The following is a 15,513-nucleotide window of genomic DNA, read 5'->3' on the forward strand; positions in this document are numbered from 1 at the left end:
AAGAAAGTTGTAAACAATAATTTATTAACGACTTTTCCATTTATCTTTCGATTTTCCTCAAATATGTGGCGAAAAAGTCAACGCATTTATGTTAAAAAACGTTAGACAAGCAAAAATAAAATAGAAGCGCGTAAGATGGATTTTAAAAGGATCATTATATGATAAACTATTCCTAAATAGTATAGGAGTGATTGAATGAACGTTTTTTTCAGACCACCAAAAGAAGATGATATTGATCAAATCATGCAGATTGAAAATGCAGGATTTACAGCGGATGAAGCAGCATCCAAATCTGCGATGATGGATCGTATACTTACAATAAGTGACAGTTTTATTGTTGCAGTAAATGAAAAGGATTATCCGATCGGCTACGTTGTAGGACCCATTATTTTTAAACGTTATCTCTCTGACGATCTTTTTGAAAGTACTCGTCCTAATCAGCCTTTTGGTGGCTACCAAAGTATTCTTAGCTTAGCTGTCGCTCCTGATTATAGAAATTGCCAAATTGGTAACAAACTACTGTCAGCCCTTGAAGAAAAATGTCGTCTTCAAAACAGAAAAGGAATCACCTTAACTTGTTTAGAATCATTGGTTCCATATTACAAAAAGCATGGCTATCAACTAGAAGGACTGTCAGAATCACAACATGCAGGTGTTGCTTGGTATAATATGGTGCTAGAATTGGCCAACACGCCTAATGAATTCTAATAAAAAACTGCATACTAGATGAAACGCCATTCAAAAGTAAGATATTAAGTCTAACTTTTGAATGGCGTTTCATCTCAAATTAATATTATTTACGAACTTTTCTAAAACTTACTCTGATTTTTCTTGCTAACTTTTCATCCGTCAATGCTTTTTTTGTATTTGAAAGCAACATAACTCTTGATTCAGTGGAGTCCATAATATATTTCCTCTCCCACTGGTCTTGATCTGGACCATCGCCAATGATGCGAATGTAAGACAACAGACTTTTAATCATCTCTTTTGTCAATGTTAGGTTGGTATAGCCATCGTTTTCATAAAAATCATACCATGTATCACTTGGATTTTCTTTCAGTATTTGAATTAGTTGATGGATTTCTTCTAACGCATCGAAAACTTTTACAAATACAAAAACCATTTCTTCCCGATCAATCATCTGATAAGCGTCTAACAAACGGAGCAGTGCTTTTAATGTTTTGCATTGAACGGCTACTGAGAGGTAAATATCATTAAAAAAGCGAGCATTTTCCGGATTTTTATCCTGAAGGGATAATGTAATCTGCTGGCATCTCAGCAATAGATTCTCCCAGGCTACTATCTTTTCTCCTACCATAGAGAAAATTTCTGTGACTTGCTCCTTGATTTTCCGATCACCCGTCAACCATTCTAACCTCGGAATTTTTGTTTCTTGCTTGAGCCAGGATTGAATAATTTTTCGAATCAAATAACAGGCAAACTCATCCCCAGCGGTTTGATCCTCATATGTTCCATAGCGGATAACCGCTTCAAAGTAAGCTTCGTAGACAGCTTGGATCTCTTCTTGCTGATTTTGATAGTATTGTGTTACATGCTCTAAAATTATCTCTTGATTGGTTCGTAACTGATAATCTGCTCGCCAGAAATTCGCTATTTCTTGTAAGAACAAAATATGCGGTTTTATGTTACCTGTATTAACTAAGACAAACTTATCCATCTTGACTTCTCTAACCGCCATTAACTCTCTAGAAACAAATTCTGGGCTATTAGGCAAGATCGTCAAGAAATTAGATGCTTGTAAATCATGAAAGGCAACGTGATAATAGATTCCTCTTGATTGATTTGGTTTTGGTGTGTTTGTTAACACCTCATCTCGTGGATCGTGATTCCCTTGTCTACGAGAAACCATTTTGCCATAACCATTATCCGCCCAAATCTCAATCACATCATCTGGAAGCTCAAGTAAGCCAAGATTAAATAATTCCGTCATCTCCCCATAAATGTTCATCGAGCATACTGCATGAGGATCGACTTCTTTAACCATATGATATTGTAGATGGACGATTTCGTTGATCACTGCTGCTTTTTCCGCTGCAGACCACTGACGATCAAGATCTTCTGACCAAAAAGGACAATCCCCTTGTCCACGAAAACCGAGTGTGTAAATAACCTTGGTACCTTTTTGCTCGTGTAAGGCTTTTTTCCATAATTCCTGAAACAACACAAAATGTTCCTCGTATGAAGCCTTCAAACTGGGATACCTTCTAGCAAACATCTCAGCGCCTAGTGGCTCGGCATGATGATGTGTATAGATCAACCCCATCGCTTGCGCACTTTCTCGATGTCTATGACTGTTCTTATCTGTTCCAGGGATGATGACATTTCCGCCTAAACGTAACAATGTTTCATAAATACGTTCCCATACATATTCATTTGAACCATTATCTTCCCATTGATCCAGCAGCAACTCATCATTAACGAACCAGCCCCGATAGTCCGTTGCAAAATCAGGCAATGTTAAGTCAAAACCTGTCCATTCAATAAATGGCTTTTTTATTGGGGGAATCTCCATGAAATACCAAAAGGGTTGAACACCTAAAATTTTATGAGAGATTTCAAGAACCCCATACATTAATCCTAACGGTGTTTCAGCACACACTTTTACTTTATCTGGCGATACGAAAAGTATATGAAAAGCATCCGTTTCATTTTTTTCATCAAGTAAAACCAATTCAATTTCATTTGCCTTCTTTGTGTCTGCCACAACGGTTAAAATGTCACGTTGCAAGATCTCGCAAGCATGCCCAATCACTTCATTTTCCAGCTGTTTTGACGTGACAGAAGTATTTTTAGAAATGAAAAATGTTGTTTCCATGTAATCACCCGTTTCATCTATATAGTTTATTATTTTATCTTCAATAAAGAACTTTCTACTATGTTGTAAAAGGCAATCTAATTGCTTATCAGCCATAAATCTCTCGTCACTATTTTCTGCAAAGGTATTTTCAAATGGTCTAAACGTTTTGTTAACTTTTTACTTTGATACCGCTCATAAATTTAGAATAAGCGAAAAGCTTGTCTAAAAAAATGGAGAAAGTCGATGAAAAAAACGAAAAAACAGACTTTCTTTGTTTTTTTTGATTTTTCCCCGTCTCCCTTTAACTAAGGTTTTATCTTGTCGTTGTAGAACATGATCTTTTATGCCTATTCAGCTTGTCGTGTTTAATCATATGTACAGCAAACAAGCCCACACTCATAAGAGCATGGGCTTAGTGAGATCATCGTCAATTCTAAATCTTCAATTAAAATCTGGCTTTTATCAGTTCAGATTTCAATTGCTGAATAATGAAGACAATTTCTTATTTTTCTTCAATTACATATACTTCTCAACTTCATTAATTTCTTTTTGTAGTGCTTTTTCATCGTACTTTTCATACTTACCGGCTTCGTGTGCGATCTTTTTGATTTCGTGAATCGCTTTTTTCTCAACGATCCATTTCTTCATACTATGTTTTTTTGCGTCAGCATCTAGTGTGTCTAATTCAGCTAAATTCTCATCTAACTTATCAAGAACCTCGGCAATCTTTACCAATGCTTTTGCTTCCTTTTCTTCATAGTTTGTCATAGAAATCACTCCTTAAGTATTTGATATATTTATCTTACTGCTGTAATTAAATATTTTCAAATTAAATGTATTGTTTATCACAAAGTTTTATCTGATTCTCACTGAATAAATAGAAAACATTAGATTCTTGCAATATTCTACTCATTTTATACTTATTTTTATCCTTAATGATTTATAATAAGAGAAGTATCGATTATATAAAAAGATAGTTTAGTGAATTAGCAAACATTCGGTGTATCTTTTATGATAAAGTCATTTAGCTTTTTTACTTTCTTATGGTTGCAGCAAAATTTTCCCGACACTTTTTCCAGATTCTAAATAATCATGGGCAGCTTTTCCGTCAGCTAAGGAAAAAATGGTTGGTTGACTGATTTTCATTTGATCCTTGCTAAAGTAAGTAAACAGTCGGGTGCTTCTTCTCACCCGCTCTTGAAAACTTGTCAAGTAATCCCACAGATCCCCTGTCAAAATACTTTTTGATTTTGATAACAAGGGAATAAAGTCGATCGCTGGCGGATTTCCGCCGGCCATGCCAAAAAAGATAACCTTCCCTCTATTTTTGAGCAAGTCGACACTTTCGGCTAATGTATGCCCAATGCCATCATAAACGGTATCAAAGAAAGAAGTATAGGTTTCTTGCCATTCTGTATTTCTTAAAAAGACTTGTTTTGCTCCTTGGTCTAAAGCCAGTTGTCGCTTTTCTTCCGTAGAAGTGACGCCATAAACTTCTAGACCATCTGCGGTTAATAGTTGCGATAAAATTTGTCCGACACCACCACTTATCCCATGGACGAAGACCTTACTATTATTCACATTATTGCCAAGATCATGAGCTAAAAAATCAGCTGTCAACCCTTGCAGACCAATACTGGCTGCTAATTTAGGTGGTATATCTGGTGGAATATGGATGGCATTTTCCTCAGGAACAGCCACCAATTCTGCATTAGCAAAAGGAACATCCACAAAAAGAATCGTTTCCCCTAGCTGAAACTTAGAGACTGATCTTCCTTTTTGAATAATCCTCCCTACACCTTCATAGCCATTAATAAGAGGGTCTCGGGATTCAATATGATAGCTGCCCTTTCTTCGATAAATATCTGCATAATTTAACCCAATATACATCATTTCTACCAATAGTTCATTTTCATGAATAGTGGGATCAGGCAAATCCCCATATGTTAAAACAGTTGAATCACCGAATTCATTAAAATATAACGCCTTCATGTGCAAATCCTCTCCGATCTTCAATCTATCACAAGCCACGCATCAATCGATTGAAACTATCTACTAAACAACCAGTGAATGTTCCTACGGTCATTTTAGATTATTCTTTTTGATCAAAAAAAGCACCTTCTCTCGAAGGTACTTTCATTCTATTCCTCTTGTTGATATCCGTCAAAACAGATTATTTCTTCAGTTCGTCTAATACATTTTAAAATGAATAATGATTATTTATATTATACGAATAAAAAAATTATAGATTTCCTCTCTCGAATAATCACTCTAAGGTAATATTATGACAAATGAATTTATTAAATACATAAACCCATTTTCACTTCACTCTATGTATTGGAGCCATATTTATGGATATAATATACTTCAATTTATCACGTTTTGTGATTTTTTTGTTTTTATCTATGCAATCACATTTAGTGATAGTAATATAATATTTAAAGGAGTTATTTTTATGCAGACTGTAGGTGAGCGATTAGCTATTTTAAGAGAACAAAGAAATCTTTCCCAACCACAATTAGCAAAAGAGCTTAATGTAGCAACTAGCACTATTGGAATGTGGGAGATAGGAAAACGCGGACTTAAAGACGATGTAATACGTCAATTGTCAAATTATTTCAATGTTTCTACTGATTATATTTTAAATGGGCACCAATCTAATTTTTCTGAATCAGACAATCAAGTGTCTTTTTTAACCAATAATATTACATCATCTATTGATGATCTATCACAAGCCCAATTGATAGAAATATTGAATTTTATTGAATTTGTTAAACGTCGAGATTCAATAACATAAATTCTTATTAATACCTGGTACATGAAACGGGAAGAGAAAGTTTCGAAATTTCAGCGTTATTTATCTTCATTTGTATACCTAATTAAAGTGAATAAATGTTTTTCTTTTTGATATGAATTTTATTCAAATTAGATAATTAATTTTACGTTTGTAAACAGACCGATCACCACTCCTTTACCTTATTCAATATGTTCAAATAAGATAATAATCAACTAGTATTTAATAATGACCTCTTCCGAGTAATTTTTGTTATTGAAAGATCGAGTGATTTAAAAATTGCTGATAATTTCTTTGTAATCTGTATATTTATAAACTAATAAAGATGCCAGAATACGTGCTCTTCAATTAGTCAGAAACGTTTTCGAGCAGTAAAATGAAAACAACTACACTCTCCTATTAAATCTTATAGGATTGTAGCAGTTTTGAATTATTATTTTTTGGAGGGTTTAATTTGGAAATCGAAAAATTTAGAGATGATTTAAAAAATCTAGGTAAAAGGGTAACAAGTTTGAAAGACAATATTGCTACGGAAGAAGCTACAAAAACGTCTCTTATTATGCCATTTTTTGCCGGTTTAGGTTATGATTTGTTCAACCCTACTGAATTTGTTCCTGAATTCACAGCAGATGTCGGTATAAAAAAAGGAGAGAAAGTTGACTATGCAATAGTTCTAGATGGCAAACCAATGATTCTTGTTGAAGCTAAGTCTATTAACGAGCCACTAACTAAGCATGATTCACAACTTTTTAGATATTTTGGTACTACTGAATCAAAATTTGGCATTCTCACAAATGGAAAAGAGTATAAATTTTTTACAGACTTAGATGAGCCGAATAAAATGGACTTAACTCCTTTTTTAACAGTAGATATTACAAAAATTAAAGATTCCCAGTTCCCTGAATTAGCTAAATTCCATAAAGATAATTTTGATGTTGATAAAATTATCAGTAGTGCTTCTGAACTAAAATATTTGAACAACTTAAAAAGCTATTTAAATAAAGAATGGGAATGTCCGAGTGATAACTTCGTCAAATACCTTTTAGGGGAAATATATGATGGAATGAAAACCAAGCAAACAATTGACAAATTTCAACCTGTTATAAAAAAAGGGCTTAATCAATATATACAAGAAAAAGTGAACGATAAGTTAAATGCAGCATTAAAAACTTCTGCTTCTCCAGATGAGGTAATAGTTGAAGAAAATGATGAAGAAGTGATAATAAAAGATGGTGGAGATATTATTACTACTCCTGAAGAATTAGAATCTTATACAATAGTGAAAATTGTTTTAAAAGATCTTATCTCTTTGGATAGGCTTTTTTATAGAGATAACAAAAGTTACTTTAATATATTGCTGGATGATAACATCAGAAAATGGATTTTACGTGTGAGAATCGGTCAAAATTCGAGTAAAATCGAACTTAATAATGAAGAAAAAACCATTTATGATATAAAGTCACCCATTGATATATATAACTTTTCTAACGAGATTATTGAGGTTACAAAAAAATTTTTATAGAAGACTGTCATCGTTCCTGTATACAAAAATTTAAAGAAAATGTCTAGCCAATTTTCGGCTAGACATTTTTCTTTATTTCTTCGGTTCATCCTCATCCATCTTAAGAACTGCCATGAAGGCTTCTTGCGGTACTTCGACAGAGCCGATTTGTTTCATCCGCTTCTTCCCTTCTTTTTGTTTCTCCAGAAGTTTGCGTTTCCGAGAAACGTCACCGCCATAACATTTCGCCAATACGTTTTTACGCAAGGCTTTAATGTCTGAACGGGCAACGATTTTTTGTCCGATGGCTGCTTGGATCGGTACTTCAAATTGTTGTCGTGGGATCAGTTTCTTCAGTTTTTCAACGATGGCTTTGCCGCGTTCATAAGCAAAGTCACGGTGAACGATAAAGCTTAACGCATCGACTTTTTCAGTATTCAGCAAGATGTCCATCTTCACTAGCTTGCTAGTGCGGTAACCAGACATTTCGTAATCGAGTGATGCATACCCTTTCGTGCTGGATTTCAATTTATCAAAGAAATCAAAGACGATTTCCGATAATGGGATCTCATAAACGACGTTTACTCGATAATCATCCAAGTAATCCATCGTGACAAAGTCTCCCCGTTTGCGTTGGGACAATTCCATTACAGCACCGACGTAATCATTAGGGACCATGATTTGTGCTTTGACGTAAGGTTCTTGCACGTTGTCGATCGTGACTGGTTCAGGAAATTCTGCTGGGTTATCAACGACGACCATTGAGCCATCTGTCTTGTTGACATGATAGATTACGGATGGTGCAGTCGTAATCAGCTCAAGGTTAAATTCACGTTCTAGCCGTTCTTGCACGACATCCATGTGTAATAGGCCTAAGAAGCCGCAGCGGAACCCAAATCCTAACGCTTGAGAGGTTTCTGGCTCAAATTGCAATGCTGCATCATTCAGTTGTAATTTTTCCAATGCTTCTCGAAGGTCGTTGTAGCGTGAGGTATCGATTGGGTACAATCCGCAATAAACCATTGGATTCATTTGGCGGTAGCCTTCCAATGCTTCGGCTGCTGGATTGTTGGCTAAAGTCACCGTATCTCCGACTTGCGTATCTTTAACAGTCTTGATGGCAGCAGTGATATAACCAACATCACCCACCATCAACGCATCTCGTTGAATGGCTTTGGGTGAAAAGACGCCGACTTCCGTGACATCAAAGGTCTTGCCATTGCTCATCATTTTGATTTTATCTCCAGGTTTGACCATCCCGTCCATAATGCGGACGTTTAAGACCACCCCACGATAGGAATCGTACACGGAGTCAAAGATCAACGCTTTTAACGGTGCTTCAATATCACCTGCTGGAGCTGGGACATACTCAACGATTTGTTCCAAAATGTCTTCGATCCCAATACCTGCTTTGGCACTCGCTAAAACAGCTTCACTGGCATCGATTCCGATAACATCTTCGATCTCTGTTCGTACCCGCTCAGGATCGGCAGCTGGCAAGTCTATTTTATTAATGACTGGTAGGATCTCTAAATCATTGTCTAACGCCAAGTAGACGTTTGCCAATGTCTGTGCTTCGATCCCTTGAGCCGCATCAACGACGAGTACGGCGCCTTCACAAGCGGCCAAACTGCGGGAAACTTCATAGGTGAAATCGACGTGCCCTGGGGTGTCGATCAAATGGAAGATGTAGGTTTCTCCATCTTTGGCGGTATAGTTAAGTTCCACAGCATTTAATTTGATCGTGATTCCTCGTTCACGTTCAAGATCCATGGAGTCCAATAATTGGTTTTGCATTTCCCGAGACGTCACCGTATGGGTTTGTTCCAAAATACGGTCCGCCAGTGTTGATTTCCCATGGTCGATATGGGCGATAATGGAGAAATTACGAATCTTCTCCTGTCGTTTTTTCATTTCTTCTATGTTCATGGATACGTTCCTCATTTCTTTTAGTCAGCTTTTCTATTATACCAACGAAACGCCAATAGTTAAAGTATTTTTCTTAACCGTTATTTAGACATATTCATTCAGGTTTTGCTATACTAGAGCTAGCAAATAAATTGGAGTTGAAAGAATGGACAATAATTTTCATCAAAATCTACATATTCGAGCGGTGGATGAAAAAGACGTTGATCAGTTCAATGAACTGTTAAGCTACGTTTTTCAGATCACTGAATCGGATATTGAAGAAAGCGGCTATGAGAGCAAACGGGAAATGATTAAATCTAAGCGCCCGATCTTAGAGCTTTCCAAGGTCTTTGGCTGGTTCAATGAAGACAAGTTGATCTCGCAAATCGCCGTTTATCCTTGTGAAGTCAATATACACGGCAAATTGATCAAAATGGGCGGAGTGACCGGTGTTGGGACCTACCCTGAATATGCCGGACATGGCCTGATGAAAGACTTGATCAAGCTTGCCTTAGAAACCATGCGGGAAGATCAGCAATGGATCTCCTACCTTTATCCATACAATGTGCCCTACTATCGTCGCAAAGGCTGGGAGATCATGTCCGACAAGCTGACCTTCAAAATTCGTGATACCCAGCTTCCGAAAACCAAAGAAGTCCCTGGGATCGTAGAGCGCAAAGAAGTAGATGACCCTGATGTCTTTACTGTCTATAACCAATTCTCCCGGGAAAACCATGGCGCCTTGCAGCGGACCTCTTTTCACTGGGAAGAGTATTGGCGCTATGAAAATGAAGAAGAGCGCACCGCGGCTGTCTATTACAATGCCAGTGGTCATCCGACTGGTGTACTTTTTTATTGGGTAGCCGAAGAAGTCTTCCATGTAAAGGAAATGTTCTACTTAAATCAAGAAGCCCGCAATGGTCTTTGGAATTTTATCTCTGCTCATTTCTCAATGGTCTATTGGGTCAAAGGAGACATTTATTCAAATGAACCCCTGTCCTTCTACCTGGATGATAGCCAAATCAAAGAAACCATTGAGCCTTATTACATGGCGCGGATCGTCGATGTTGAACAGTTTTTGAAAAACTTCCCATTTGAAGCCTTTCAAACACCCTTTCACTTTGTTGTTTCTGACCCAGTTGCCGATTGGAACAACGGAATCTTCGGTGTCCAATACAATCACGGGGAGATCGTGGTTTCAAGAGAAGCCATCGGAAAAGCGGTCCAGTTGGATATTCAGACATTGTCGTGTCTGTTGATGAATTACCGCCGTCCAGCTTACTTAGAGCGTGTGGAACGGCTAAATACCGATTCAGAAACACTGGCATTACTAGAATCGATCATCCCTGATATGGAAGCCTATTTCAGTGATTATTTCTAAACAACGAATCAACAAAACGTACAACTATGAATGATTAAGGAGTGTTTTTGAATGAAACTATATTTTGCTGCTCCCCTGTTTGCTGCTAGTGACCTTCGCTACAACGCCGAACTTGTTGCGTCGATTCGTCAGCAGTATCCGCAGCTGGAGATTTATTTACCTCAAGAAAATGCCGCGATCAATGATAAGTCCGCCTATGCGGATAGCAAAATGATCGCGTTGGCAGATACCGAAAAAGTACTAGAAAGTGATTTGATGATTGCATTGCTGGATGGTTTAACCATCGATGCTGGCGTTGCCTCTGAGATCGGGGTGGCTTATGCAAAAGGTATTCCTGTTTTAGGGCTTTATACGGATAGTCGCCAACAAGGTGCCGACAATCAGCAAAAGCTGGCAGCATTACAAACCGTTGCGGAAAATCAGTTCCACTATGTCAATCTTTATACGGTGGGTTTGATCAAGCTAAACGGTGAGATTTATTCCTCTGAAGCAGCCCTTTTAGCTGGCTTAGCAGACTATCTTTCGGAGGACAACTAAATGGGGCAAAATTATCAGCGACTGCAAAAGGTATTCACTATTTTCGGTATTCTCGTGTTTTGTTTTTCTTTGTGGGAATTTTTCCGTGGCGTCTATCCGCAAACACAAGGACTGATTTTCTTGGGTCAAGCATTACTTGGGATTTTATTGATCTTTGTCCCAGAAATGAGTAAAAAGTTCTTAAAAATCCAGCTACCAAATGCCACCGTCTACTTTTATTGGTTTTTCTTGCTGATCTCCGTATTCATGGGGACGATCTTACATTTGATCGAAACCATTGCTTTCTGGGATAAAATTCTGCATGCGGTAAGCCCAATGGTCTTGACGGCTGTAGGCTATGGATTGATCTGTCTCTTACTAAAAGAAGTGCCCGTTTCAAAAGTTTCGCCTTGGTTATTTTTACTGATGGGCTTTGCTTTTGCTGGCTTGTGTGGTGTTTTCTGGGAGTTTTGGGAATTCATCTGCGACTCTGTTGGTGGAATGAATCTCCAACGTTATGCAACCTTAGATGGCACCCCGTTTATTGGTCGTGAAGCATTGATGGATACGATGGGCGATTTACTAACCAACACGATTGGTGCTGCTTTGATGGGCGTGATCGCGTATGTTCAAGGACGAGGCAAACCTGATTACTTTGAAAGTTATCGGATTAAAAAATTATCATAACCAACCTTTAAAAGCTTGTTGAAACCATCGTTTTTCAACAAGCTTTTTTCTTTTGTTCTTTTATTGATAAAGAAAAATTTATAAAAATACTTAAATAACACGGCTTATTTTTATAATTTCGCTGTCTAACAAGGTTCGACCTTTCTTACACTTCCCTATAAAACGGTTACAACTACAAGAAAATTCCCTCGTTTAATCATTTTTATTTCCCCAAAAAACCATGGTCTGTTATAATTACATTATTCATTTGACATTGCGTCAGTAAAGGAGAGGCTTATGGTTCTAACAGTGTTTTTTATTTTATGCTGCTTGATTTTTTCATCGATCACCTATGCGTTCTCTAAAGATGCCCGAAAATTTGTCCAACCTTTATCAATCAAAATTATTTTTATCGCATCAGCTATTATTGCGGTTTGGACAATGTTCTTTTCAATGGTTGCATTTGTCGCTTGGGTCATCTAAAAAAACATTCTTGCCAGTTGCGGCGTTTTCGCTGCATTGGCAAGAATGTTTTTTTGTGGTTAGAAAAGTTTGATTTGATTCAAAGGCCAAAAACGCAGCAGCACTTTCCCTTCCATTTGATCTTCTGTTACGACCCCGAAACTACGACTGTCCCGAGAGATCAAACGATTGTCTCCCATCACAAAATAGCTGCCTTCAGGAACCGTTACCGTGAAATCATCGGTAAAGTGTTCGGCACCAGCGGCGATTTGCTGAAACATTTCGCGATAAGAATATTCGTCTTGTAATTGATCGTCCGCAAATTTCTCTTTAAACTCATCTAAATAGGGTTCTTCGTATACTTCTCCATTGATTGTTAGGACATCATCTTTCATCTCAATCGTATCACCGGGTAAACCAATCAGCCGCTTGACAGCAATTTTGCTTGGATCATCTGGTTCAACACATATCACGATGTCTTGGCGGTCATATGAAGAAATTTTTGATGCAATCAAACGCTGCTTATCGGCCAAAGTTGGATCCATAGAATGGCCACTGACTTGAACTGGCGTCAGGACAAACAAACGGATGAGAACCACGGCGACGATAAAGAAAAGCAGTAACCAATTCTCTTTTAGGATTTTTACCATAGCTGCTCTTTCGCTCCTTTACTGCATCTTTTGTCATTATCAAAGCTCGTTTCTGGCATTCTGACAAAAGATATCTTCCTCAATCTTACGTGGAATTTTTACATTGAGCAAGAGAAATCATCGATTTTTAAAAAAATATGACATTTCTAGTGGCCATAAAGAACCTTTTACGTTCGATCACGACTCAAGAAAGCAAACACATCTTTTCGACTTAGACTCCCTACGAGTTTCTGCTCTTCTTCAATCACTACCGTGTCATGAGTTGCAAATAAGGTATACAACTCATTTAAAGTAGTAGATGCAGCGATTTGAGGAGCCACTGGGTTGACTTCATCGCTGAAAAAGTTCATCCGCATCAAATCCCCTGCAGTGACCAGTTTTGCTTCGTCTTCACCGGTCTCTTCAAAAAAACTTTTCACAAAAGCAGTTTTTGGTTGCGAGACAATCACTTCCGGTGTATCACATTGGACGATCTTCCCTTGATTCATGACAGCAATGCGCGTACCTAGTTTTACCGCTTCTTTCATGTTATGCGTGACAAAAATAATCGTCGTCCCAAGCTCTTGGTGCAAATCGAGGACTAACTCCTGTAAGGAATTTCGAGAAATTGGATCAAGAGCACTAAAGGGCTCGTCCATCAGAATAATTTCTGGGTTAGCAGCTAACGCTCTTAAAATCCCGATCCGCTGCTGTTCTCCTCCTGACAACTCTTTAGGCATTCGATGGCGGTATTGTTCTGGGTCAAGTTTGACCTGTGTCAGCAAACGATCCACGGCTTCTGAGCGATCTTTTTTCGACCACCCTAACATCTCTGGGATTACTTCAATATTTTGCTTCACATCCATTGTCGGAAACAGGGCGATTTGTTGGAGAACATACCCCATTTGCCAACGCATTTTTTGGATATTGTATTCTTTGATTCGTTTTTCTTTGAAGTAAATATCGCCATCCGTTGGTTCTGACAACGCGTTGATCATCTTCAAAGTCGTCGTTTTCCCACTCCCAGAAGGACCGACCAAAACAAAGATTTCCCCTTTATTGATGCTCAGATCTAATTGATCGATCACTATTTTTTGATCAAACTTTTTACTGACGTTTTTAAATTCAATAATTGGTGTCATTCTTGTCCCTCCTTAATTAATCCTTCATCTATCAGGAAGGTACGCGCGACTTCTGCTGGATTTTTTCCTTCGACATTGACCTGATAATTCATTTCACTCATTTGTTCTTCGGTGATTTTACCTGCCAACTTTTCCAATGCACGGACGACTTCTGGATGTTCCTTGGCAAAGGCTTCTTTCATCAAAGGCGCTCCTTGATAAGGTGGAAATAGTTCTTGATCGTCTTCTAGAATAACTAAGCCATATTGACGCAATTCACTGTCCGTGGAATAGGCATCCAGTAGATTGATATCGCCATTATTGATGGCTTGATAACGCAATGCTGGTTCCATACTTTGGACACTTGGAAAATCTAGCCCATAGAGTTCTTGGATGCCCGCATAACCGTCCGTCCGATCAATGAATTCGAGGGTAAAGCCGGCTTTGATTTTATTTTCGATTTTCTTCAAATCAGAGATCGTGGTTAGTCCATTTTCCTCAGCAAATTCTTTTTTCACAGCCAACGCATAGGTATTTTGATACGCCATCGGCTGAAGCAAGGTCATCTCAAACTGATCCTGTAACAGATTGACTGCTTCGGTATAGGTTTCGTCTGAGTCAAGTTTTTGACTCGCAAGCTCTTCTGGTACCTCAACTAAGCTCTCCAACACGGTACCAGTAAACTCTGGATATATATCAACTTGACCATTGTCCAATGCGCTGAATAAGAAAGAGGTTTTTCCAAAATTTGGCTCTAGTTCAACTTGGGCATCAGGATCTTCTTGCTCAATCAATTCTTTGTACATGTTGATCAAGATATCAGGTTCAGACCCTAACTTCCCAGCTATGGTAATGGTTTTCGGCGCGAAAAATCCGCTCTGTGAAAAAGAAACGCCGCCAATCAGCAAGATGATCGCTGCCAGCGTAATCAAGGTATAGCGCGGTTTCAGGTGTTGTAGATAACGGATCAACGTACTGAAAATAATAGCCAGTAAAGCAGATCCGATCGCGCCGATCAAGGTTAATTCAGGGGCATTTCGATCGATCCCCAGTAAAATAAAGGAACCTAGTCCACCAGCGCCAATCAAAGCGGCCAAGGTTGCTGTTCCGATGATCAAGACCAGCGCTGTGCGAATCCCAGAAATTATGACAGGCAAGGCAATCGGCAATTCGACTTTGATCAATCGTCGCATCCGAGACATGCCAAATGCCGCCGCAGCTTCTTCGATTGATGGATCGATCTCCGAAAGGCCAATATAGGTATTTTGAAAGATCGGCAATAACGCATAAATAACTAGTGCGATCAACGCAGGCGGCGTTCCGATCCCCACAAATGGAATCAATAAACCTAACAGTGCCAGTGATGGAATCGTTTGTAGCACACTCGTTATTTGTAGGCCGACTTCCGCTGCCCGTTTATGATTAACCAGCCAAATGGCTAACGGGACAGCAATAACGATCGCCACCAGCAGCGCAATGATCGACAATGACAAATGCTCAAAGACAGCTGTCAGCAATTCCCCTTTTCGCTCATTTAACGTTTCAAAAAAAGTATTCATCTTTTCATTCCTCTCCTACTCCATAAGAACAGTATAATCGAAGTGCGAATTTCCTCCAAACAACAAGCAAGAGGAACTTTTTTGTCTTATGTTGAGCGACAAAAAAAACGATGGCTACCAATGAAACGGCAACCATCGTTTTGCATTTGTCCATTTTT

Annotated in this window: 14 protein-coding genes; 7 read left to right on the top strand and 7 right to left on the bottom strand. The window is 38.3% G+C overall.

Features of this window, described 5'->3' with window-relative positions; translation table 11 throughout:
• Nucleotides 1-195: 195 nt before the first annotated feature.
• The gene (locus IGJ42_RS08550) at nucleotides 196-708 is read left to right on the top strand and encodes a GNAT family N-acetyltransferase (protein ID WP_430615183.1); all 513 of its coding nucleotides are present in this window, start codon (nucleotides 196-198) and stop codon (nucleotides 706-708) included.
• Nucleotides 709-793: 85 nt separating this feature from the next.
• Here the strand turns inward: IGJ42_RS08550 and IGJ42_RS08555 are convergent, their stop codons facing one another.
• From IGJ42_RS08555 to IGJ42_RS08565, 3 genes are all read right to left on the bottom strand, one after another.
• Nucleotides 794-2,836: a glycosyl hydrolase 115 family protein gene (locus IGJ42_RS08555; protein WP_185933410.1), complete on the bottom strand. Its 2,043-nt coding sequence runs from the start codon at nucleotides 2,834-2,836 to the stop codon at nucleotides 794-796.
• Nucleotides 2,837-3,334: 498 nt separating this feature from the next.
• Nucleotides 3,335-3,586, bottom strand: a complete 252-nt coding sequence (locus IGJ42_RS08560) for a hypothetical protein (protein ID WP_008380019.1) — start codon at nucleotides 3,584-3,586, stop codon at nucleotides 3,335-3,337.
• Nucleotides 3,587-3,859: 273 nt separating this feature from the next.
• Nucleotides 3,860-4,810 (bottom strand): zinc-binding dehydrogenase, encoded by a 951-nt coding sequence (locus IGJ42_RS08565; RefSeq protein WP_144330391.1) that lies wholly within the window; start codon nucleotides 4,808-4,810, stop codon nucleotides 3,860-3,862.
• A gap of 463 nt (nucleotides 4,811-5,273) precedes the next feature.
• On the opposite strand from IGJ42_RS08565, the gene IGJ42_RS08570 reads away from it, so the two are divergent.
• Both IGJ42_RS08570 and IGJ42_RS08575 read left to right on the top strand, forming a co-directional pair.
• Complete coding sequence (locus IGJ42_RS08570) at nucleotides 5,274-5,615, top strand: helix-turn-helix domain-containing protein (RefSeq protein ID WP_185953751.1); 342 nt, start codon at nucleotides 5,274-5,276, stop codon at nucleotides 5,613-5,615.
• 451 nt (nucleotides 5,616-6,066) lie between these two features.
• Complete coding sequence (locus tag IGJ42_RS08575) at nucleotides 6,067-7,134, top strand: type I restriction endonuclease (protein ID WP_144330393.1); 1,068 nt, start codon at nucleotides 6,067-6,069, stop codon at nucleotides 7,132-7,134.
• Between the two features lie 72 nt (nucleotides 7,135-7,206).
• On the opposite strand, the gene lepA is transcribed toward IGJ42_RS08575, so the two are convergent.
• The gene (gene lepA, locus IGJ42_RS08580; RefSeq protein WP_005235823.1) at nucleotides 7,207-9,042 is read right to left on the bottom strand and encodes a translation elongation factor 4; all 1,836 of its coding nucleotides are present in this window, start codon (nucleotides 9,040-9,042) and stop codon (nucleotides 7,207-7,209) included.
• A gap of 145 nt (nucleotides 9,043-9,187) precedes the next feature.
• Here lepA and IGJ42_RS08585 point away from each other — a divergent pair, with 145 nt between their 5' ends.
• From IGJ42_RS08585 to IGJ42_RS08600, 4 genes are all read left to right on the top strand, one after another.
• Nucleotides 9,188-10,402, top strand: coding sequence for a GNAT family N-acetyltransferase (locus IGJ42_RS08585; RefSeq protein WP_005235821.1), 1,215 nt, complete (start codon nucleotides 9,188-9,190; stop codon nucleotides 10,400-10,402).
• 51 nt (nucleotides 10,403-10,453) lie between these two features.
• Nucleotides 10,454-10,939, top strand: coding sequence for a nucleoside 2-deoxyribosyltransferase (locus tag IGJ42_RS08590; RefSeq protein ID WP_010748216.1), 486 nt, complete (start codon nucleotides 10,454-10,456; stop codon nucleotides 10,937-10,939).
• Nucleotides 10,940-11,605, top strand: a complete 666-nt coding sequence (locus tag IGJ42_RS08595) for a hypothetical protein (protein WP_008380055.1) — start codon at nucleotides 10,940-10,942, stop codon at nucleotides 11,603-11,605.
• Nucleotides 11,606-11,881: 276 nt separating this feature from the next.
• Nucleotides 11,882-12,067 carry a hypothetical protein gene (locus IGJ42_RS08600; protein ID WP_005226019.1) on the top strand — a complete coding sequence of 62 codons (186 nt, stop codon included), beginning with the start codon at nucleotides 11,882-11,884 and terminating at the stop codon, nucleotides 12,065-12,067.
• Nucleotides 12,068-12,126: 59 nt separating this feature from the next.
• On the opposite strand, the gene lepB is transcribed toward IGJ42_RS08600, so the two are convergent.
• From lepB to IGJ42_RS08615, 3 genes are all read right to left on the bottom strand, one after another.
• The gene (gene lepB / locus IGJ42_RS08605; RefSeq protein ID WP_060792036.1) at nucleotides 12,127-12,696 is read right to left on the bottom strand and encodes a signal peptidase I; all 570 of its coding nucleotides are present in this window, start codon (nucleotides 12,694-12,696) and stop codon (nucleotides 12,127-12,129) included.
• A gap of 167 nt (nucleotides 12,697-12,863) precedes the next feature.
• Complete coding sequence (locus IGJ42_RS08610; RefSeq protein ID WP_005235811.1) at nucleotides 12,864-13,817, bottom strand: ABC transporter ATP-binding protein; 954 nt, start codon at nucleotides 13,815-13,817, stop codon at nucleotides 12,864-12,866.
• Entirely contained in the window at nucleotides 13,814-15,355 is a 1,542-nt protein-coding gene (locus tag IGJ42_RS08615) for an ABC transporter permease/substrate-binding protein (RefSeq protein WP_005235809.1), read from the bottom strand. The genes IGJ42_RS08610 and IGJ42_RS08615 overlap by 4 nt, the downstream gene beginning before the upstream one ends.
• Between the last annotated feature and the right edge of the window lie 158 nt (nucleotides 15,356-15,513).

Origin of the sequence: Enterococcus sp. DIV1067f (assembly GCF_050543505.1) — a bacterium.
GTDB classification, from domain to species: domain Bacteria; phylum Bacillota; class Bacilli; order Lactobacillales; family Enterococcaceae; genus Enterococcus_D; species Enterococcus_D entomosocium.

Bases quoted from the DNA above. Each gene is read 5' to 3' on its own strand.
- IGJ42_RS08550 (WP_430615183.1), top strand. From the start codon at position 196: ATGAACGTTTTTTTCAGACCACCAAAAGAAGATGATATTGATCAAATC.
- IGJ42_RS08555 (WP_185933410.1), bottom strand. From the start codon at position 2,836: ATGGAAACAACATTTTTCATTTCTAAAAATACTTCTGTCACGTCAAAA.
- IGJ42_RS08560 (WP_008380019.1), bottom strand. From the start codon at position 3,586: ATGACAAACTATGAAGAAAAGGAAGCAAAAGCATTGGTAAAGATTGCC.
- IGJ42_RS08565 (WP_144330391.1), bottom strand. From the start codon at position 4,810: ATGAAGGCGTTATATTTTAATGAATTCGGTGATTCAACTGTTTTAACA.
- IGJ42_RS08570 (WP_185953751.1), top strand. From the start codon at position 5,274: ATGCAGACTGTAGGTGAGCGATTAGCTATTTTAAGAGAACAAAGAAAT.
- lepA (WP_005235823.1), bottom strand. From the start codon at position 9,042: ATGAACATAGAAGAAATGAAAAAACGACAGGAGAAGATTCGTAATTTC.
- IGJ42_RS08585 (WP_005235821.1), top strand. From the start codon at position 9,188: ATGGACAATAATTTTCATCAAAATCTACATATTCGAGCGGTGGATGAA.
- IGJ42_RS08590 (WP_010748216.1), top strand. From the start codon at position 10,454: ATGAAACTATATTTTGCTGCTCCCCTGTTTGCTGCTAGTGACCTTCGC.
- IGJ42_RS08595 (WP_008380055.1), top strand. From the start codon at position 10,940: ATGGGGCAAAATTATCAGCGACTGCAAAAGGTATTCACTATTTTCGGT.
- IGJ42_RS08600 (WP_005226019.1), top strand. From the start codon at position 11,882: ATGGTTCTAACAGTGTTTTTTATTTTATGCTGCTTGATTTTTTCATCG.
- lepB (WP_060792036.1), bottom strand. From the start codon at position 12,696: ATGGTAAAAATCCTAAAAGAGAATTGGTTACTGCTTTTCTTTATCGTC.
- IGJ42_RS08610 (WP_005235811.1), bottom strand. From the start codon at position 13,817: ATGACACCAATTATTGAATTTAAAAACGTCAGTAAAAAGTTTGATCAA.
- IGJ42_RS08615 (WP_005235809.1), bottom strand. From the start codon at position 15,355: ATGAATACTTTTTTTGAAACGTTAAATGAGCGAAAAGGGGAATTGCTG.